Here is a 15,192-nt window from a genome sequence, read left to right as displayed (position 1 = left end):
CTCATTTTCCGTGTGGGTCTCGCCAGCAGCAAGCAAACGTATGGGCGTCGCGGCAGGCCACTCGCGCATATGGGCAGGAATGGCTGGAACGTTTCGGCGCTTGCCGTCGACCGATTCCCCCACCCGATACAAAGGGAACCGCAAGTCCGCTGTCTTGCCTCCAACTCTACGATTTGCGTGCGAGACGCTCGATCGCCTGCTGTGTGGCGGCCCCGAAGTCGCCGTCAATCGGTCCGCCGTAGTAGCCGCGGTCCTTAAGCAGCGCCTGCATCTCCTTACGGAAAGCCGGTGTGAAATTGTTGGGCTGGGTTCGCAATTCTTCGAGCTTGGCCGGGTCACCACCCTCGATGCTCGCCGCCGCCCAGCGAACCGCCTCCTTTGCATCCGCCTTGGTGCCGAGGCCGTAGTCATAAAGACGACTCAGATTCCCCATGGCGTAGGCACTGCCGGCATTCGCCGCCATTTCGTACCAGGTACGGGCCTGCACGTAGTCCTGCGAGACGCCGTTGCCGATGTCATAGAACCAGCCGAGCAATGCCATGGAATAGGAATCGCCCATATTGGCCGCCTTCTCATACCAGACCTTGGCCTCGCCGTAGTTCTGCTCGGTCCCCAATCCGTTCTGATAGGCCCATCCGAGTGACGACATGGCATTGGTGTCGCCGCTTTCGGCGGCTTTCTTGTACCAGGAGAGCGACTGCGCCAGATCCTTGGGCAGACCGAGCCCTTCCCGATAGAACCAGCCCATCGTTGCCATGGCGTTGGCATAGCCCTGATTGGCTGCCTGCTCATACCACCTCGCCGCCTCGGCATAGTCCTGCGCGATGCCGCCGTAACCCTCGCGATAAAGCCAGCCGAGCGACGCCTGACCGTAGGCATTGCCGCCTCTCGCCGCCTCCTCGAACATGCGCTTTCCCTGGTCTATGTCGACCGGACCGTCGGTCCCATAGACTGAAAACCAGGCCAGATTCGTCAGCGCATACATGTTGCCGCCATCAGCGGCCTTCCGGTAATTGCGCCGCGCGTCGACATAATTACGGCCGGCATCCTGCGCCCGCCCCAGCATGTTGACGAGCATCATATCGTCGGGATTCTCGTTGACGGCCTGTGCGCAGGCGGTCAACGCCCGTTCGGAATCGAGCTTCAGGAAGTTGACCCCGAGGAAGCCCGGCATCGATTGCGGCTCGCCCGCCAGCAGATAACAATCGCGCGAGGCCTGCGTGTCCTTGCCGGTCGGCGAGACGTTGAGGCCCTTCTGTGGTTCGAGCGCCGCGATCTGCTGCTCGGCCTCCGCCTTGTGGCTGCTGTCCGGATAGCGCTCGATGAATCGTGTCAGTGCCGCCGCGTCAGTTGATTGCTTCAGCGCCTCCCAGGCGATTTCGTCCGGCGTCACGCTGGACGTCTGTTCGGCCTCGGTCAGAAGCTTCAGCTTCTTCTCGGCGAGCATCTTATAGACCGGGTCCGATCCATGCTTCGCCAGGAACGCCGCGATCAGATCCTTGTCGGCGAGGTCGCGAATGTTCTGCCAATCGGCAGCCGCCTCCGATTGGCTGTTTGGCGAGAGTTGGCCGCCATTATTGATGACGTTGATGTTCACCTCTTTGATATTGAGGAAAATCTGCGCACCACCGAGCGACCCATAGACGAACGGCTCCTGGCCGCGATTGGTCGCCGATACCACCTCGTCGCGTACCTTGCCGAGCGCAATGCGGACATCGACACCCGGCTCGGTCAGGTATTTGGCGAGCGCGGTGGCGAAGGGGCTGTTCTTGCCCTCCCCGTCGAGCGCGACCGTGCCGGCCTTGGAGGCAAATGCGACGAGTAGGTCGGCTGATTCCGGTTCGACCCGCGCCAGGCCACGCGAAACTGCCCTGGTCGAGATCGAGCGCGTCATGCTCTGCTCAAAGGGATTGTTGCGGCAGGCGTCGAGAATGACGAGCTTGAGCTTGGTCGCACCTTCGAGCGAACGTTGAACCCGGTCGAGGCCGATCGCTTCGTCCTCCACGTCCTTGTCCGTTTTCAATTGCACGTCGACGGGAAGCAGAAAATTCTCGCCATTCATCTCCATGCCGTGGCCGGAGTAGTAGACGATCGCGACTTCGGCGCCGGTTGCGAGATCTTCGAAGTCGCGCAACGCCTTGACCATGTCCTGGCGACTGACGTCGTGCACCGTTGTGACGGAATCGAAGCCGGCATCCTCGAAGGAGGCCTTCATCAGTTCCACGTCATTGGCGGGGTTGTTGAGCGGCGACGTCGCTTCATATTTCTCGTTGCCGATCAACAGCGCGACGCGCTTGGCGGCCCATGCATCGGACACCGACACAAACAACGCCATACATAGAATAGAGAGCGGCAGAAAACGCCGCGAATGCCCCGTGAACATGCCCTTCCCTCCGGCACCGACCATCGTTCTTCGCCTAGCCCGGCTTGAACGACGGACGATGCCCTCGCCCATTTGTCCCTCGGAATCACCACATCGGGCGTCCCGGTCATGCCTGACGAAAGTATTACGTATGAGGTGGGGGCTTTCAATGTACGCACGCGTCATAATTTATCGTGCACGCGCGTGTGAACGCGCAAGGTCGAAGCAAGTCGGTGTGATTAGCTGAGACACGATAGCCCGCACAGGCGTCGATTCCATCGATGCCGTCGCTGCGGGAGGTTACGAAGGGCTATCGGTCGCGGAGCTTGTCATGTCGATGAAAATGCATGTCGCGGAAGGAAAGCCCGGCCAGCTCGCGGCCACCCATCAGCACTATTTCATCGAGCGGCCCTGCCGTATCCTCGTCATCGGTCAGCATCTGAAAGCAAAGACCAAATACCAATGCCTGCTGCGCCACATCTCGATTGCCGGCGCAATGCTCGACTTCAATGCCGCGATCCTGCTGCCGAAACACTTCTTTCTGGAAATCGAAGGTTTCAAGGAGGAAATCGGCTGCTCGCAAATTCACCGGGAAGGCTCCGAACTCGGCGTGCGTTTCAACATGCTGCTCTCACCGGATTTCTTGAGACGCCTCATTCGAATCCAATTCTCCAGTGGCGGGCTCTGATTCTCATCGCAAATCGAGCGACATTAGATTTTTAGTGATCGATTTCAGGGGATTGCAAGTTTCTCCTGCAAGACTGATTCTAGCATCGGTGGAAATCGCCCATCGATACAATGTGGGACAAATGAATTGTCCGGGGTCTAGGCATGCTTTCAGAAGCTGATCGCGCCGTCCGACCCGGCACTGGCGGAGAATGACGCATGCAGAACCAGACGATGTATTCCTGCGTCCCCTCGCCTTTCTACGAGCGGCGCTATGAGCGTTTCTCCATTGGGCACGCGGGCACGCTTACAGCCGTGCAGCCGGGGCTTGGCAACGTCTCCGTGCGATCCTGCCGGATGATCGACATTTCGCGTGGCGGCGCCAGCTTTGCCGTCGACACCAATATCGGCCTGCCGCAACACTATTATCTGCATATCGTCGGCACTTCGCTGAGAATCGGCTGCGCCGAGGTCTATCGCAACGGCGAGCGCATCGGTGTCCAGTTCATCAAGCCGATCGAACAGACCCTGCTGCGCGAGATTATCCGGCAAGAGTTCTTCACCGGGCAGGTCAAGAACGCAAAGCCGCGACGATAGGTCCGCAACCGGAAGCGACCGACAACGGAATCCTGCAGCTTTTCTCGCGGGAATGATTCCGAATTGCCAAAGCATGCGATAAGTTCCCGAAACGTCATTCGAACGGGGCCAATTAATCAGCATGTCCGCTTTCTCTCGCTTCACGCCGCTCATTCAATCCCTTCCGTCTACCATTCCGTTCGTCGGCCCGGAGGCGATCGAACGGCAACGTGGAAGAGCCATCGCTGCGCGCATCGGCGCCAACGAAAGCGGGTTCGGTCCGGCCGCAAGCGTCTTGGCGGCCATCAATGAAGCGGCTCGCGATGCGTGGAAGTATGCCGATCCGGAGAACCACGATCTGAAACAGGCACTTTCGGCTCATCTCGGCACCACACCGGCCAACATCGCGATCGGTGAAGGCATCGATGGGTTGCTCGGCCAGATCGTCCGCATGGTGATCGAACCGGGCATGCCCGTGGTTACATCGCTCGGCGCCTATCCCACCTTCAATTATCACGTCGTTGGTCATGGTGGTCGGCTGGTTACCGTACCCTATGCCGAAGACCGGGAGGATCTCGACGGTTTGCTTGCGGCCGTAAAACGGGAAAATGCGCCGCTCGTCTATTTCGCCAATCCCGACAATCCGATGGGAAGCTGGTGGCCCGCCGAGCGCATCGTCGAATTCGCCAGGGCGTTGCCGGAGACAACGCTCTTTATCCTGGATGAAGCCTATTGCGAGACCGCGCCGACCGAATCCCTGCCGGCCATCGATGCCTTGATCGATCGCCCGAACGTCGTGCGCACGCGCACTTTCTCGAAGGCCTACGGTCTTGCCGGGTCGCGTGTCGGCTATGTCATAAGCACGCCGGGCACGGCGCAAGCCTTCGACAAGATCCGCAACCATTTCGGCATGAACCGGATCGGTGTCGCCGCGGCGATCGCCGCGCTTGCGGACCAGGACTATCTAAAGGAAGTAACTGCGAAGATCGCAGCGTCACGCCAGCGCATCGCTGCAATCGCTGTGAACAACGGCCTGACGCCGCTCGCCTCCGCCACCAATTTCGTGGCGATCGACTGCGGCCGGGACGCGGCTCATGCCCGTGCGATCGTCGATACCCTGATGAACGACCATGGCATCTTCATCCGAATGCCAGGGGTGGCGCCCCTCAACCGCTGCATCCGTGTCAGCACCGGTCCGGAGGCGGAGATGGTCCTGTTTGAGGCCGCCCTGCCCGAGGTTCTGAAAAAGCTGGCCTGATCCAGCCTTCTGATCGGCGGCGCCCTTCTGGGGGCCGCCCAAGTCGTTCAGTGAACCGTCATCCATTCGCGAGCGGCGCGCAGAGCAGCGGCGAGATCGGCCTTGCTCATCGTCATCGCCAGGTCGGCGCGCAGATCGACGGCGCGGTCGCAGCCCTTGATCGCGGCAATGTTCAGCCACTTGTGTGCGGCGACGAGATCGACCGGGCGACCATGGCCTGTCGCGTAGGCCAGACCCATTTCGCAGAAGATTTCCGCCTGGTTGTCACCACCCATCGCGGCATCCGAAGCAATCTGCATATCAAAGCGTGCCATTGTCTTGTCCCTGTTTTGCCTGGTTGGTTTTTCCGAAGCGGCCCGCCCGTTTGGGGCGGACCATGCTCCAGATCAGCACTTTGTTCGGTCCCTGTTCGACCTTGCCTCTTAGCGGGCCTTTCCGAAGCGCACCGTCTTTTTGCAGCGTCGCCTTCGGTGGTTTGTCGGAGCGTTTTTGTCCGCTCGTCTTATGGCTCCAATATGCAGCAGGGCCTTCAATACGCGCTTAAAATGCATGCTTAATTTGCGACAAACAAAGTTCAAACGCTTGGTAAACTTGAGTTTTTGTTAAACATCGGAAGTCCGGAAAACCGGTGCATTCGCTTCAAAATTTACGAAAAATTCAACTGCCGATTTCAACCAAACGCTAACCACAAAAAGATCGACGGTGGCGGAGCCGCCGCGAATTTCTAGATTCGACCTGTTTGAAACGGGCAAGAAAAGCCCCGAAAGCCGTTGTCGGCCTTGTTTACCTTTACGTGCGCGTAAGCTATCGTGCGCGCGGCGGTGAGGAGCCTGCCTTTTGCACACGAGGACATCTCAAGAGCTGCCGGCGGAGCGGACCACGCCGGCAGCCTCGATCTGGAGGACTGGAATGTTACGTACTTTGCTCATGACCGCGACGCTCGCCCTCGGCATTGCCGGGACGGCGGCGGCGGCAGAACCGATCGTCGGCAACTGGAAAACCGCAAGCGGCGCAACCGCGGAGATTGCCCCTTGTGGCGGAGCCTTCTGCGTGACGCTGAAGACGGGCAAGCATGCCGGCAAGCGCATCGGAAACCTCGCCGGCACAGACGGCAGCTATTCGGGTGAAATCACCGATCCGGATACCGACAAGACCTATAGCGGTTCTGGCTCCGTCAACGGCAATTCGCTGAAGATGAAGGGCTGCGTCCTCAAAGTGCTCTGCAAGTCACAGACCTGGACGCGCCTCTAAGCACTCGTTGCTGTCACTAGGCACAATTGACGAATTGAAAGGGCGGCCATCGGCTGCCCTTTTCGCATGGGTGGTCCATGGGCTGAGCACGCCATTACGCGGCCGTTTGCCGCGCCGCCACCACTTTGGCTCTCCCGCGCGCACCCGCGGCGATCACACTCCTGTCGCAATATTCCATATGTCCCGGTTCGAGCGGATCGGCTCCCCATGCAACCGAAGATGAACGCCAGATGAACGGACATCTCAGCATCAATTCAGTTTGGGTGTGCGAAAACACACTCAATCGATTTGAACCTGCCTCCAAACAACGGACAGAACCATGGATATCCTTGCTCGGCGCCTCACCATCATCAGCCTTCTGATGGTCGTTTTCGCTGTAACTCTCGCCGCTGCCGTCAGCGCGGACACCGAACGTCGCCGCACCAATACCTATCTCGGTTCGCTGACGGATTGCACCGCACATACGGCGCAATACTGCCAGGCCAAACTCTAACCCCGAGCACGAGACGGGCTACGCCCTGCTCCGCCGCCAAGTGAAACCGATCACCTCGTGATCTGATGGAGGAACGAACATGCTGACCGCTCTTTCGACATCCGCGTTTCTCTCGCTGCGCGTGCTTGCACTGGCCGGCCTGCTGATGGCACCGGTTGGAGCACTTGCCTACTCCAAGGCCAACGGTGCCGGCATCGGCAAACAGGGCGCGGGCCTCGTCCTCTTCGTCACCCTACAGCGTCAATCGATGACCTGAGGCGGGTGCCACCCGATCGGATTGCCTGGAAAGGGGCGCTCGCGCCCCTTTGTTGTTTCCGCCTTGCACTTGACGCCGCTTTCCTGTCCTCTCGCACCTGCAGCGTCGTGCTTCTTTTAAGATGCGCTGGGGTTGCTGCAGCACTTTGAGTTGCTGCATGCATTCCTTGGTCGGATACGACTGAGGGAGACATGCAGTGGGATTCACCACAACAGCCCCCTGTCAGCCCCGATGCCCGCTTATCTCGTCTATACGCTTGCCGCCCTTGCCGAAATCGCCGGCTGCTTTGCCTTCTGGGCGTGGCTGAAGCTCGACAAGTCCGTCCTCTGGCTCGTTCCCGGCATGGCCTCCCTGGCACTTTTCGCCTGGCTCCTTACCTTGATCGACAGTCCGGCCGCAGGCCGAGCCTACGCTGCCTATGGCGGCGTCTATATTGCCGCCTCGCTGCTCTGGCTGTGGCTGGCGGAGGGCGTCAAACCCGATCGCTGGGATCTTGCAGGCATGACGGTTGCCCTCCTCGGCAGCGCCATCATCCTTGCCAGTCCGCGTTGAGCCTTTCGACACGCCAGTCGCGACGCGGTTGTGCAAGCCAATATCTTGTCGTTTGCTTGTCAGAAGCCGCAGCCTATAATGCGACATGAACAAGCGAATCTCTTCACACTCCGTCCTTTCCGTCGCAACGCCTGAGCCTTTCGAGCCGCAGTATTTCGAAGATCCTGCGGCCGCCGTCGATTGCCTCGAGGCGCTTTACGAGCGCAATACCCGGTTCCTCTGCGAAGCGTTCGAGGGCCTGGGCAAGACCGACGAGCCGCTAACCCGTTATCGTGCCTGCTACCCTCAGGTCAGCATCGAGACGAGCAGCTTCGGACACGTCGATTCCCGTCTGTCCTTTGGCTATGTCAGCGCGCCCGGCGTCTATACGACCACGATCACCCGACCGAAGCTTTTCCGGCACTATCTGAAGGAACAACTCGGGCATCTGATACGCAACCATGGCCTCGGCGTCACCGTCTCGGAATCGGCGACCCCGATCCCCCTGCATTTTGCCTTTGGCGAGGGCGCCTATGTGGAGGCGTCGGCGGCAAACACCATCGACATTCCGCTGCGCGATCTGTTCGATGCGCCTGACCTGACGACGACCGACGACGAGATCGCCAACGGTTCCTACGAGCCGGGTCCGGGGGAACCCTCGCCGCTCGCGCCGTTCACGGCCCAGCGCATTGACTATTCGCTGGCGCGCCTCAGCCATTACACCGCGACGAACGCCACGCACTTCCAGAACTTCGTGCTCTTCACGAATTACCAGTTCTACATCGACGAGTTCTGTGCCTGGGCTCGCCAGCAGATGGCCGAAGGCGGCAACGGCTACACGGCCTTCGTCGAGCCTGGCAACATCATCACGCCCGCCGGTGCCGACAAGCCCGAGACCGACTATACGCTTCCGCGACTGCCACAGATGCCCGCCTATCACCTGAAGAAGAAGGGCCACGGCGGCATCACCATGGTCAATATCGGCGTCGGCCCGTCCAACGCCAAGACGATCACCGACCATATCGCGGTGCTGCGCCCGCATGTCTGGCTGATGCTCGGCCATTGCGCCGGTCTTCGCAACAGCCAGCGCCTTGGTGACTACGTCCTTGCGCATGCCTATATGCGCGAAGATCACGTTCTCGACGACGACCTTCCGGTCTGGATCCCCTTGCCGGCGCTTGCCGAAGTGCAGGTGGCACTGCAGGACGCCGTTGCCGAAGTCACCGGCTATCGCGACTACGATCTCAAACAGATCATGCGCACCGGAACCGTCGCAACCATCGACAATCGCAACTGGGAACTTCGCGACCAACGCGGCCCGGTCAAGCGCCTGTCGCAGGCCCGCGCCATCGCGCTCGACATGGAATCGGCGACGATCGCCGCCAACGGCTTCCGCTTCCGCGTGCCCTATGGAACGCTGCTTTGCGTGTCGGACAAGCCGCTGCACGGCGAGTTGAAGCTGCCGGGCATGGCGACCGCCTTCTACAAGACGCAGGTGAGCCAGCACCTGAAGATCGGTATCCTCGCGCTGCAGAAGCTTGCAGCCATGCCGCCGGAGAAGCTGCATTCCCGCAAGCTCAGAAGCTTCTACGAAACCTCGTTCCAGTGACCATTGGAATTGCGCAATTCCGGACGGAAAACCGCTTCACCCTTTTCCTGGAATTGCTCAGCGCCGTCTGCCGAGGACCATCGACAACATCGTGCCCGCCACCGCGGACACGATGATCAAGAGGTGTGCGTTGACGCCGGCCGCCGCAAGCTGCTCCAGTCCGACGCGATCGGCGCCAGCGCCGAAGGATACCGCGCCGGCCGCGATCGCGGCCGGATAGGTACCGACGCCGGCGGGCGCATGCATCGGCAGCACAGAGGAAAGTTCGCCGCCAAGGGCGCCACCGAAACAGGCGGCCAGTGGCGCAACACCCATGAAGGCCAGCACCCAGGCAAGTACGAGCACCTTGACCGCCCAATTGAGGATGGTCATGCCCCAGGCGCGCAGGAACGCGACGATGTTGGCCGGGACGCCCGCCTCCAATTCATCGACAATGGCATCGAGCTTGGACGGCAATAGCCTACGTGCCAGAGCAATCACTTGCCCCTTCACAAGAAAGAAGAGAAGCGGCGAGACGAACGCAGCAAACCATGCAATCCACAGGGCGGCTGATCCGCTGCCCATGACGAGGCCGACGGCCGCAACGACGAGAAGGGCATGCAGGTCGAGCAGGCGCATCACCAGAAGAGCGGAGGTGCCGCGTGCAAGCGGCACCGAAAACTCGGAGCGCATCAGAAGCGGGAAGCTCGTTTCACCGGCGCGAAACGGCAGCATGATGTTCAGGAGATTATGGACCTGGGTGACACGAAACAGAGGCAGGAAGCGCCCCGCCGTTTCGTTCGGGAAGTAATCATAGATGCGATAGCAGCGAATGAAGTAGGTCGCGACAAGTAGCACCAGAGCAGCGCCTGCCGAACTGAAGCCAATCTCGGACCATTGCCTCAGCAGTGCCGGCCACCCCCAGAACCATTCGACGAAGGCCGCATAGGCCGCAATGGCACCTGCCGAAAGCAATGTCATCCGGTTGCGGGCGAGCCAGGATCGCCGGTCGGACTCGCAATCCGAAGTCATCAGGTCTCGATTTCCCGTGTTGAAACGCAAGATTGAACGTTGGTTATCACTGATAACTGTGCAAGAAAACGGTTATGTAAGGCCCAATCCAAATCTTGCGGCATTGTAAGCGTCGCATGTACGAGCTGTTCCTATGTACCCCATCGAACTATCCGTCGTCATTCCCGTGTTCAACGAGGAGGACAGCATCCAGCCGCTGATCACACGTGTCCGCGATGCGCTGGCGAACTATCCGTCTCCGTGGGAACTGATCCTCGTCGACGACGGCAGCACCGACCGAACGCTTGCAAATGCGCGGAAGGCTCTTTCCGATCCGAACCTCGATCTCAAGATCGTCGAACTGCAGAAGAACTTCGGGCAAACGGCGGCGATGCAGGCCGGCATCGATGCTGCCACCGGACGCCTGATCGCTACACTCGACGGCGACCTGCAGAACGACCCGGCCGATATTCCCGAAATGGTCAAGGCGATCGAGGAGCGCGAGCTCGACCTGCTGGTCGGCTGGCGCAAGAACCGGCAGGATGGCCTGCTGCTCAGGAAGATCCCTTCCTGGTGCGCCAACCGCCTGATCGGCAAGATCACCGGCGTCAGGCTGCATGACTATGGCTGCAGTCTCAAGGTCTATCGAACCTCGGTCATCAAGCAGGTGAAGCTGATGGGCGAAATGCACCGCTTCATCCCCGCCTGGGTCGCCGGCGTGGTGCCGAGCAGCCGCATCGGCGAGATGCCCGTGACCCACCATGCCCGTCAGCACGGCCAATCCAAGTACGGGATCTCCAGAACCTTCCGCGTGATTCTCGATCTGCTGTCGGTGCTCTTTTTCATGCGTTACAAGGCGCGCCCGGGACACTTCTTCGGCTCGATCGGGCTTGCGACCGGTGCGCTCAGCGCTCTGATCCTCGTCTATCTCGGCTTCGACAAGTTCATCCTCGGCAACGATATCGGAACACGACCGATGCTGATCGTCGGCGTCATGCTGTTCCTCTCGTCGGTCCAGCTCATCACGACGGGCATTCTCGCGGAAATGATGGCGCGAACCTACTTCCGCGACGACGACACCACCAACTACATCGTGCGGCAGGTCTTCGTCCGGGACCCGGCCGATGCTTGACATCGTCAACCGTCGGCCAAACACCGTCGTTGCGCTGATCGCCGGTTACTTCCTGCTCTGCATCGGCATGCGCCTTGCCATTTCCCCATCGCTCGAAATCGATGAGTCGGAACAAGCCTTCGTCTCGCAGTTCCTGATGCTCGGTTACGGTTCGCAGCCCCCGTTCTACAATTGGCTGCAATACGGGCTCACCTCCGTTTTCGGGCCGTCGCTTGCGACGATGACCGTGCTGAAAAACGGGCTTCTGTTTCTCTGTTGCCTCTTCTACGGCCTCGCAGCACGCGAGGTTCTCAACGATCGACGCCTGACAGCGATCGCAACGGTCGGCGTCCTGACCTTTCCGCCGATCTTCCTGCTTGCACAGCGCGACCTTTCGCATACGGTCGCGGCACTGTTTGCCGTGTCGCTGTTCCTCTACGCTTTCGTCCGGACGATGACACGGCCAAGTCTGTTCGCTTACGTTCTGACCGGCGCGGCGGTCGGTATCGGCGTCATCTCGAAGTACAATTTCGCACTCGTCCCGACCGCTGCGATACTTGCGATCCTGCCCGAGCCGAAGCTTCGCGCCCGCCTCTTCGACTGGCGCATTCTGGTTGCGATCGCCGTCTGCACGCTGATTGCGCTGCCGCACGGCTACTGGATTCTCGAAAACCTCGGCGCCGCCTCGCGCAATACCCTCAATGAAATGGGAACGGCCCAACAGACGAGCTACCTGACGAAGGCGCTCAAAGGGGTCGTTGCGCTGGTCGCAGCCACCCTTCGTGGCGCCGCCATCCCGCTGATCGTCTTTGCTCTCGTCTTCCGCAAAGACCTGCCGGCCATCTGGCGCGCCGAAAGCCAGTGGACACGTGTCATCGGGCGCATGTTGCTGCTGTGCCTCGGCACCGTGCTGCTGATCATGCTGACAGTCGGCGCCACCCACATGCGGGAAAAATGGCTGGTTCTCTTTCTCGTCCTGCTGCCGCTCTATCTCGCCCTCAAGGTGGAGGCTTCCGGCGTCGACACCGCACGCAGCGTTCGTCCCTTCCTGCTTATCGTCGCCTTGATCGTCGTCACAACGTTGGTGGCTGTCTCGGCACGCGCGGTTGTTCGCCCCTGGTTCGGCAAAGTGTCGAGGCTGAGCATTCCCTACAGCACCCTTGTCGATACCGTGGTCCGACAGGAGGGAGCCGAACCGGCGATGGTCATCGCCGCGGACAAACTGCTTGGAGGGAATGTGCGTACGCGCCTGCACGGCGCCAAGGTATTCGTGCCCGGCAACAGCAGCGGCTCCCCGATCGAGCATCTGACCGGGCCGCTCCTCGTGGTCTGGAGCGACAATGGCAAGCTGGACGCTCAGCCACCCGAATGGCTTCTCGACTTCCTGACGTCGCTCAGCGTGCCGGAAGCGGCGATGCAGCCAAAGCTGCTCGCCCTGCCCTATCTCCACGGCAATCTGCCGGATCGCTACGGCTTCGGCTATTTCTGGATCGCCGACCCGTCGCGATCGGCACCGACGAGCAACTTGAGCTCACCCGGGTGAATGCGAAGCGCGACGTCACGGCCCATCGGCAGGAGTTCACCGTCGATGACGCAGTTGATCTTGCGCTCCACTTTGGGGAAATGCAGATCGAGCGCATGGCCGCTCATGGCGGTAATCAGCGGGCTGTCGCGGAATTTGCCGCGCATCACGTCAAAGGCGAGCTTGGCCACGCCCGGCGGGCTCAGCGGTGGCGCCGTGTAGAAACCGAGATGGCCGGCTGTGACATCGTCGGCATACATCAGCGTATCGCGGCCGAACGGATTGTTCGAGACTGAGACCGCCGAAACATGACGGCTCTCCTTGTGGCCGTCGACGTCGAACTCGATCTCGAAATCGGGCGGATTGAGGATGACGCCCACCGCGGCGCGGGTGCTTGCGGCGATCTTGCCTGCCCTCGAACGAAAGCTGAAAGACTCGCGATAGCGCACCATGCGGGCATGCAGGCCCATGGAAAACTGATGCACGAAGGCCCGGCCATCGGCGCTGCCGATGTCACCATCGATAATCACGCCCCTTGCCAGAACCTCCGGCACCTTCCAGATATCGAGCGGCAGCTTCAGCGTGCGGGCAAAGAGGTTCATCGTCCCGGCGGGAACGACGCCGAGCGGCATGCGGTTCTTCCAGGCGACACCGGCAGCGGCAGAAATCGTGCCGTCGCCACCGCCCGCGAGGATTGCATCGAGGTCGTCGCGCCGGCACGTGCGCTCCAGGGCCTCCTGCATCTCGCTGCCGCAAACCGCCGCAATTTCGATCTGGTGGCCGGCGGTCTGGAAAACCTCCTCGACCTTCCGGCCATAGGCCGCCATATCTGTCGTGCGGAAGGTTCCGCCGTCACGATTGAAGATCGCCTTGATTTTCATGAATGGGTCACTGGCTCCGTTGCCGCGGCAATGCTGCTCACCGCGATCAGATAATCGCGTTTGCGGCCAATTCCAGGACCTTACCGAAACTTAACGGGAGTCGAGCGCGTGCCGGTCGGCGCTCCGAGACCGGCAAGGACGGCGGTTCAGCGCGGCTCGGGTAACTTCAACGGCCCGCCCGTCTTGATCGATCGGATCGCGAAGTTCGAGCGGATATCGGTCACACCCGGCAAGGCAAGCAGCGTCTCGGTCAAGAGCGTCTCGTAGGCCGGGAGATCCTCGACGACGACCTCGGCGAGGAAGTCGGCGTTGCCCGAGATCAGGAAACAGGACACCACCTCGGGAATGGCGAGCAGAGCCTCCTGCTGCAGCTGCGCATTCTCGCGGCTGTGCCGTCCCACCTTGATCTCCACGAAAACCGTGAGCCCGAGACCGGCTTCCTTGCGGTCGATATCGGCCCGATAGCCGCGCAGGATGCCGGATTTCTCCAGATTGCGGATGCGCCTGAGGCAGGGCGACGGCGAAAGATTGACCTTTTCGGCGATCTCGACGTTCGTCGCGCGCGCATCCTCCTGGAGGATCCTGAGGATGGCGAGGTCGAATTTATCGAGATTTGGCATGTTCGCAAACTTCAAAGGTTACAATTGGCACATAATTGCTGATGATAGTCTATTTCAGGCACAAATCGCAAGGACATGCCCGGCCTTCCGGGCGTAATCTTCCTTCCAGACCCAAAAGCCTCTCAGATATCCAAATCGGGAAGGAAATTCAAATGGTTGCGCTTACGCTTGCTCGCGGCAATACGTCGCCCGCCACCGCCGGCTATGCCGGGGCCGTCGTGACCGTCCTCATCTGGGCGGGCTGGATTCTCGCAACGCGCCATTCGGCCGGCACCGCGCTGGGCACGATCGACCTCGGCCTGATCCGCTACGGCGTACCGGCACTCCTGCTCACGCCGGTCTGGCTCAAGACCGGGCTCCTGCCGCGCAAGCTGCCGATCCTGCTCCTCGCCCTGATGGTTGCCGGCTCCGGCGCGGTCTTCTTCCAGGTCTCCGCCTTCGCGATCCACTCCGTTCCCGCCTCCTCTGTCGGCATTCTTCTCGGCGGTTCGATGCCGCTTGCCACGGCCCTGATCGGCATGACGCTCTTTGGCGAACGTCCGGACCGGATGCGGATGGTGGGTTTTGCCGCGATCGTCGTCGGCGTCGTCATCCTGCTGGCACGCAACCTTGCAGCTTCAGCGTCCACAGGGTGGGCCGGATATGCGCTGTTACCCGCAGCGGCCACGCTCTGGGCCATCTACACCCACGCCTTCCGCCGATCGGGCCTGAGCCCCCTTCAAGGGAGCGCCTTGATTGCGGCCTGGTCGTTCCTGATCCATCTGGTGCTTGCCGCCTGCTTCGGAAGCACACTTGCCGGCGTCCCGATCAAGGAGATCGCCCTGCAGATCACCAGCCAGGGCATCCTCTCCGGGCTGGTCGCCATGGTCGCCTACGGCTTTGCGGTGAAGAGCCTCGGCAGCACTCAGGCGGCGGCCTTCACGGCGTTGACCCCGGTGCTCGCGATGATCGGCGGTGCGGTCCTGCTCGGCGAGCAGATCGGCCCGTTCGAAATGCTGGCTGCAGTCGTCACGGCTGTCGGGGTGGCGCTTTCGACCGGCGTTCTTTCTACCCGAACGTAAAACCG

The 15,192-nt window shown here is 60.9% G+C and carries 16 protein-coding genes; 11 read left to right on the top strand and 5 right to left on the bottom strand.

Translation table 11 applies throughout. The annotated features are described in order from the left end of the window. Nucleotides 1-166: 166 nt before the first annotated feature. Nucleotides 167-2,317, bottom strand: coding sequence for a caspase family protein (locus tag PWG15_RS03805; RefSeq protein WP_275023185.1), 2,151 nt, complete (start codon nucleotides 2,315-2,317; stop codon nucleotides 167-169). Nucleotides 2,318-2,693: 376 nt separating this feature from the next. Between PWG15_RS03805 and PWG15_RS03800 the strand changes: the two genes are divergently transcribed. The 3 genes from PWG15_RS03800 to PWG15_RS03790 all read left to right on the top strand — a co-directional run bounded on the left by PWG15_RS03800 (nucleotide 2,694) and on the right by PWG15_RS03790 (nucleotide 4,862). Next, nucleotides 2,694-3,050 (top strand): hypothetical protein, encoded by a 357-nt coding sequence (locus PWG15_RS03800; RefSeq protein WP_275023184.1) that lies wholly within the window; start codon nucleotides 2,694-2,696, stop codon nucleotides 3,048-3,050. 197 nt (nucleotides 3,051-3,247) lie between these two features. Beyond that, the gene (locus PWG15_RS03795) at nucleotides 3,248-3,625 is read left to right on the top strand and encodes a PilZ domain-containing protein (protein WP_104665882.1); all 378 of its coding nucleotides are present in this window, start codon (nucleotides 3,248-3,250) and stop codon (nucleotides 3,623-3,625) included. Between the two features lie 121 nt (nucleotides 3,626-3,746). Beyond that, nucleotides 3,747-4,862 carry a pyridoxal phosphate-dependent aminotransferase gene (locus PWG15_RS03790; protein ID WP_275023182.1) on the top strand — a complete coding sequence of 372 codons (1,116 nt, stop codon included), beginning with the start codon at nucleotides 3,747-3,749 and terminating at the stop codon, nucleotides 4,860-4,862. 47 nt (nucleotides 4,863-4,909) lie between these two features. Here the strand turns inward: PWG15_RS03790 and PWG15_RS03785 are convergent, their stop codons facing one another. Next, nucleotides 4,910-5,176 (bottom strand): sel1 repeat family protein, encoded by a 267-nt coding sequence (locus PWG15_RS03785; RefSeq protein WP_057252835.1) that lies wholly within the window; start codon nucleotides 5,174-5,176, stop codon nucleotides 4,910-4,912. 595 nt (nucleotides 5,177-5,771) lie between these two features. Here PWG15_RS03785 and PWG15_RS03780 point away from each other — a divergent pair. The 5 genes from PWG15_RS03780 to PWG15_RS03760 all read left to right on the top strand — a co-directional run bounded on the left by PWG15_RS03780 (nucleotide 5,772) and on the right by PWG15_RS03760 (nucleotide 9,002). Further along, nucleotides 5,772-6,113 (top strand): DUF2147 domain-containing protein, encoded by a 342-nt coding sequence (locus PWG15_RS03780; protein WP_275023179.1) that lies wholly within the window; start codon nucleotides 5,772-5,774, stop codon nucleotides 6,111-6,113. 319 nt (nucleotides 6,114-6,432) lie between these two features. Next, nucleotides 6,433-6,606, top strand: coding sequence for a hypothetical protein (locus PWG15_RS03775; RefSeq protein ID WP_093232134.1), 174 nt, complete (start codon nucleotides 6,433-6,435; stop codon nucleotides 6,604-6,606). 79 nt (nucleotides 6,607-6,685) lie between these two features. Beyond that, complete coding sequence (locus PWG15_RS03770; protein WP_275023177.1) at nucleotides 6,686-6,862, top strand: hypothetical protein; 177 nt, start codon at nucleotides 6,686-6,688, stop codon at nucleotides 6,860-6,862. Between the two features lie 231 nt (nucleotides 6,863-7,093). Next, the gene (locus PWG15_RS03765) at nucleotides 7,094-7,414 is read left to right on the top strand and encodes a YnfA family protein (protein WP_275023176.1); all 321 of its coding nucleotides are present in this window, start codon (nucleotides 7,094-7,096) and stop codon (nucleotides 7,412-7,414) included. Between the two features lie 85 nt (nucleotides 7,415-7,499). Then, nucleotides 7,500-9,002, top strand: coding sequence for an AMP nucleosidase (locus PWG15_RS03760; RefSeq protein WP_275023175.1), 1,503 nt, complete (start codon nucleotides 7,500-7,502; stop codon nucleotides 9,000-9,002). 57 nt (nucleotides 9,003-9,059) lie between these two features. Here PWG15_RS03760 and PWG15_RS03755 read toward each other — a convergent pair whose 3' ends face one another. Then, a complete protein-coding gene (locus PWG15_RS03755) occupies nucleotides 9,060-10,013 on the bottom strand; it encodes a lysylphosphatidylglycerol synthase domain-containing protein (RefSeq protein ID WP_275023173.1) in 954 nt (317 codons plus the stop codon). Nucleotides 10,014-10,146: 133 nt separating this feature from the next. Between PWG15_RS03755 and PWG15_RS03750 the strand changes: the two genes are divergently transcribed. Together PWG15_RS03750 and PWG15_RS03745 are read left to right on the top strand one after the other, a co-directional pair. Further along, nucleotides 10,147-11,124: a glycosyltransferase family 2 protein gene (locus PWG15_RS03750; protein WP_275023172.1), complete on the top strand. Its 978-nt coding sequence runs from the start codon at nucleotides 10,147-10,149 to the stop codon at nucleotides 11,122-11,124. Continuing rightward, nucleotides 11,117-12,646: an ArnT family glycosyltransferase gene (locus tag PWG15_RS03745; RefSeq protein ID WP_275023170.1), complete on the top strand. Its 1,530-nt coding sequence runs from the start codon at nucleotides 11,117-11,119 to the stop codon at nucleotides 12,644-12,646. Before PWG15_RS03750 ends, PWG15_RS03745 begins: the two co-directional genes overlap by 8 nt. Here the strand turns inward: PWG15_RS03745 and PWG15_RS03740 are convergent. After that, complete coding sequence (locus PWG15_RS03740; protein ID WP_275023169.1) at nucleotides 12,583-13,506, bottom strand: diacylglycerol/lipid kinase family protein; 924 nt, start codon at nucleotides 13,504-13,506, stop codon at nucleotides 12,583-12,585. The two genes, PWG15_RS03745 and PWG15_RS03740, sit on opposite strands and share 64 nt — an antisense overlap. A 146-nt stretch (nucleotides 13,507-13,652) precedes the next feature. Continuing rightward, nucleotides 13,653-14,126, bottom strand: coding sequence for an Lrp/AsnC family transcriptional regulator (locus tag PWG15_RS03735; protein WP_065372470.1), 474 nt, complete (start codon nucleotides 14,124-14,126; stop codon nucleotides 13,653-13,655). Nucleotides 14,127-14,278: 152 nt separating this feature from the next. Between PWG15_RS03735 and PWG15_RS03730 the strand changes: the two genes are divergently transcribed. Continuing rightward, nucleotides 14,279-15,187, top strand: a complete 909-nt coding sequence (locus PWG15_RS03730) for a DMT family transporter (RefSeq protein WP_275023167.1) — start codon at nucleotides 14,279-14,281, stop codon at nucleotides 15,185-15,187. Nucleotides 15,188-15,192: the final 5 nt, after the last annotated feature.

Source organism: Ensifer adhaerens (assembly GCF_028993555.1).
Taxonomy (GTDB): Bacteria; Pseudomonadota; Alphaproteobacteria; order Rhizobiales; family Rhizobiaceae; genus Ensifer; species Ensifer adhaerens_I.
This window is presented reverse-complemented; position numbering and strand designations above follow the sequence as displayed.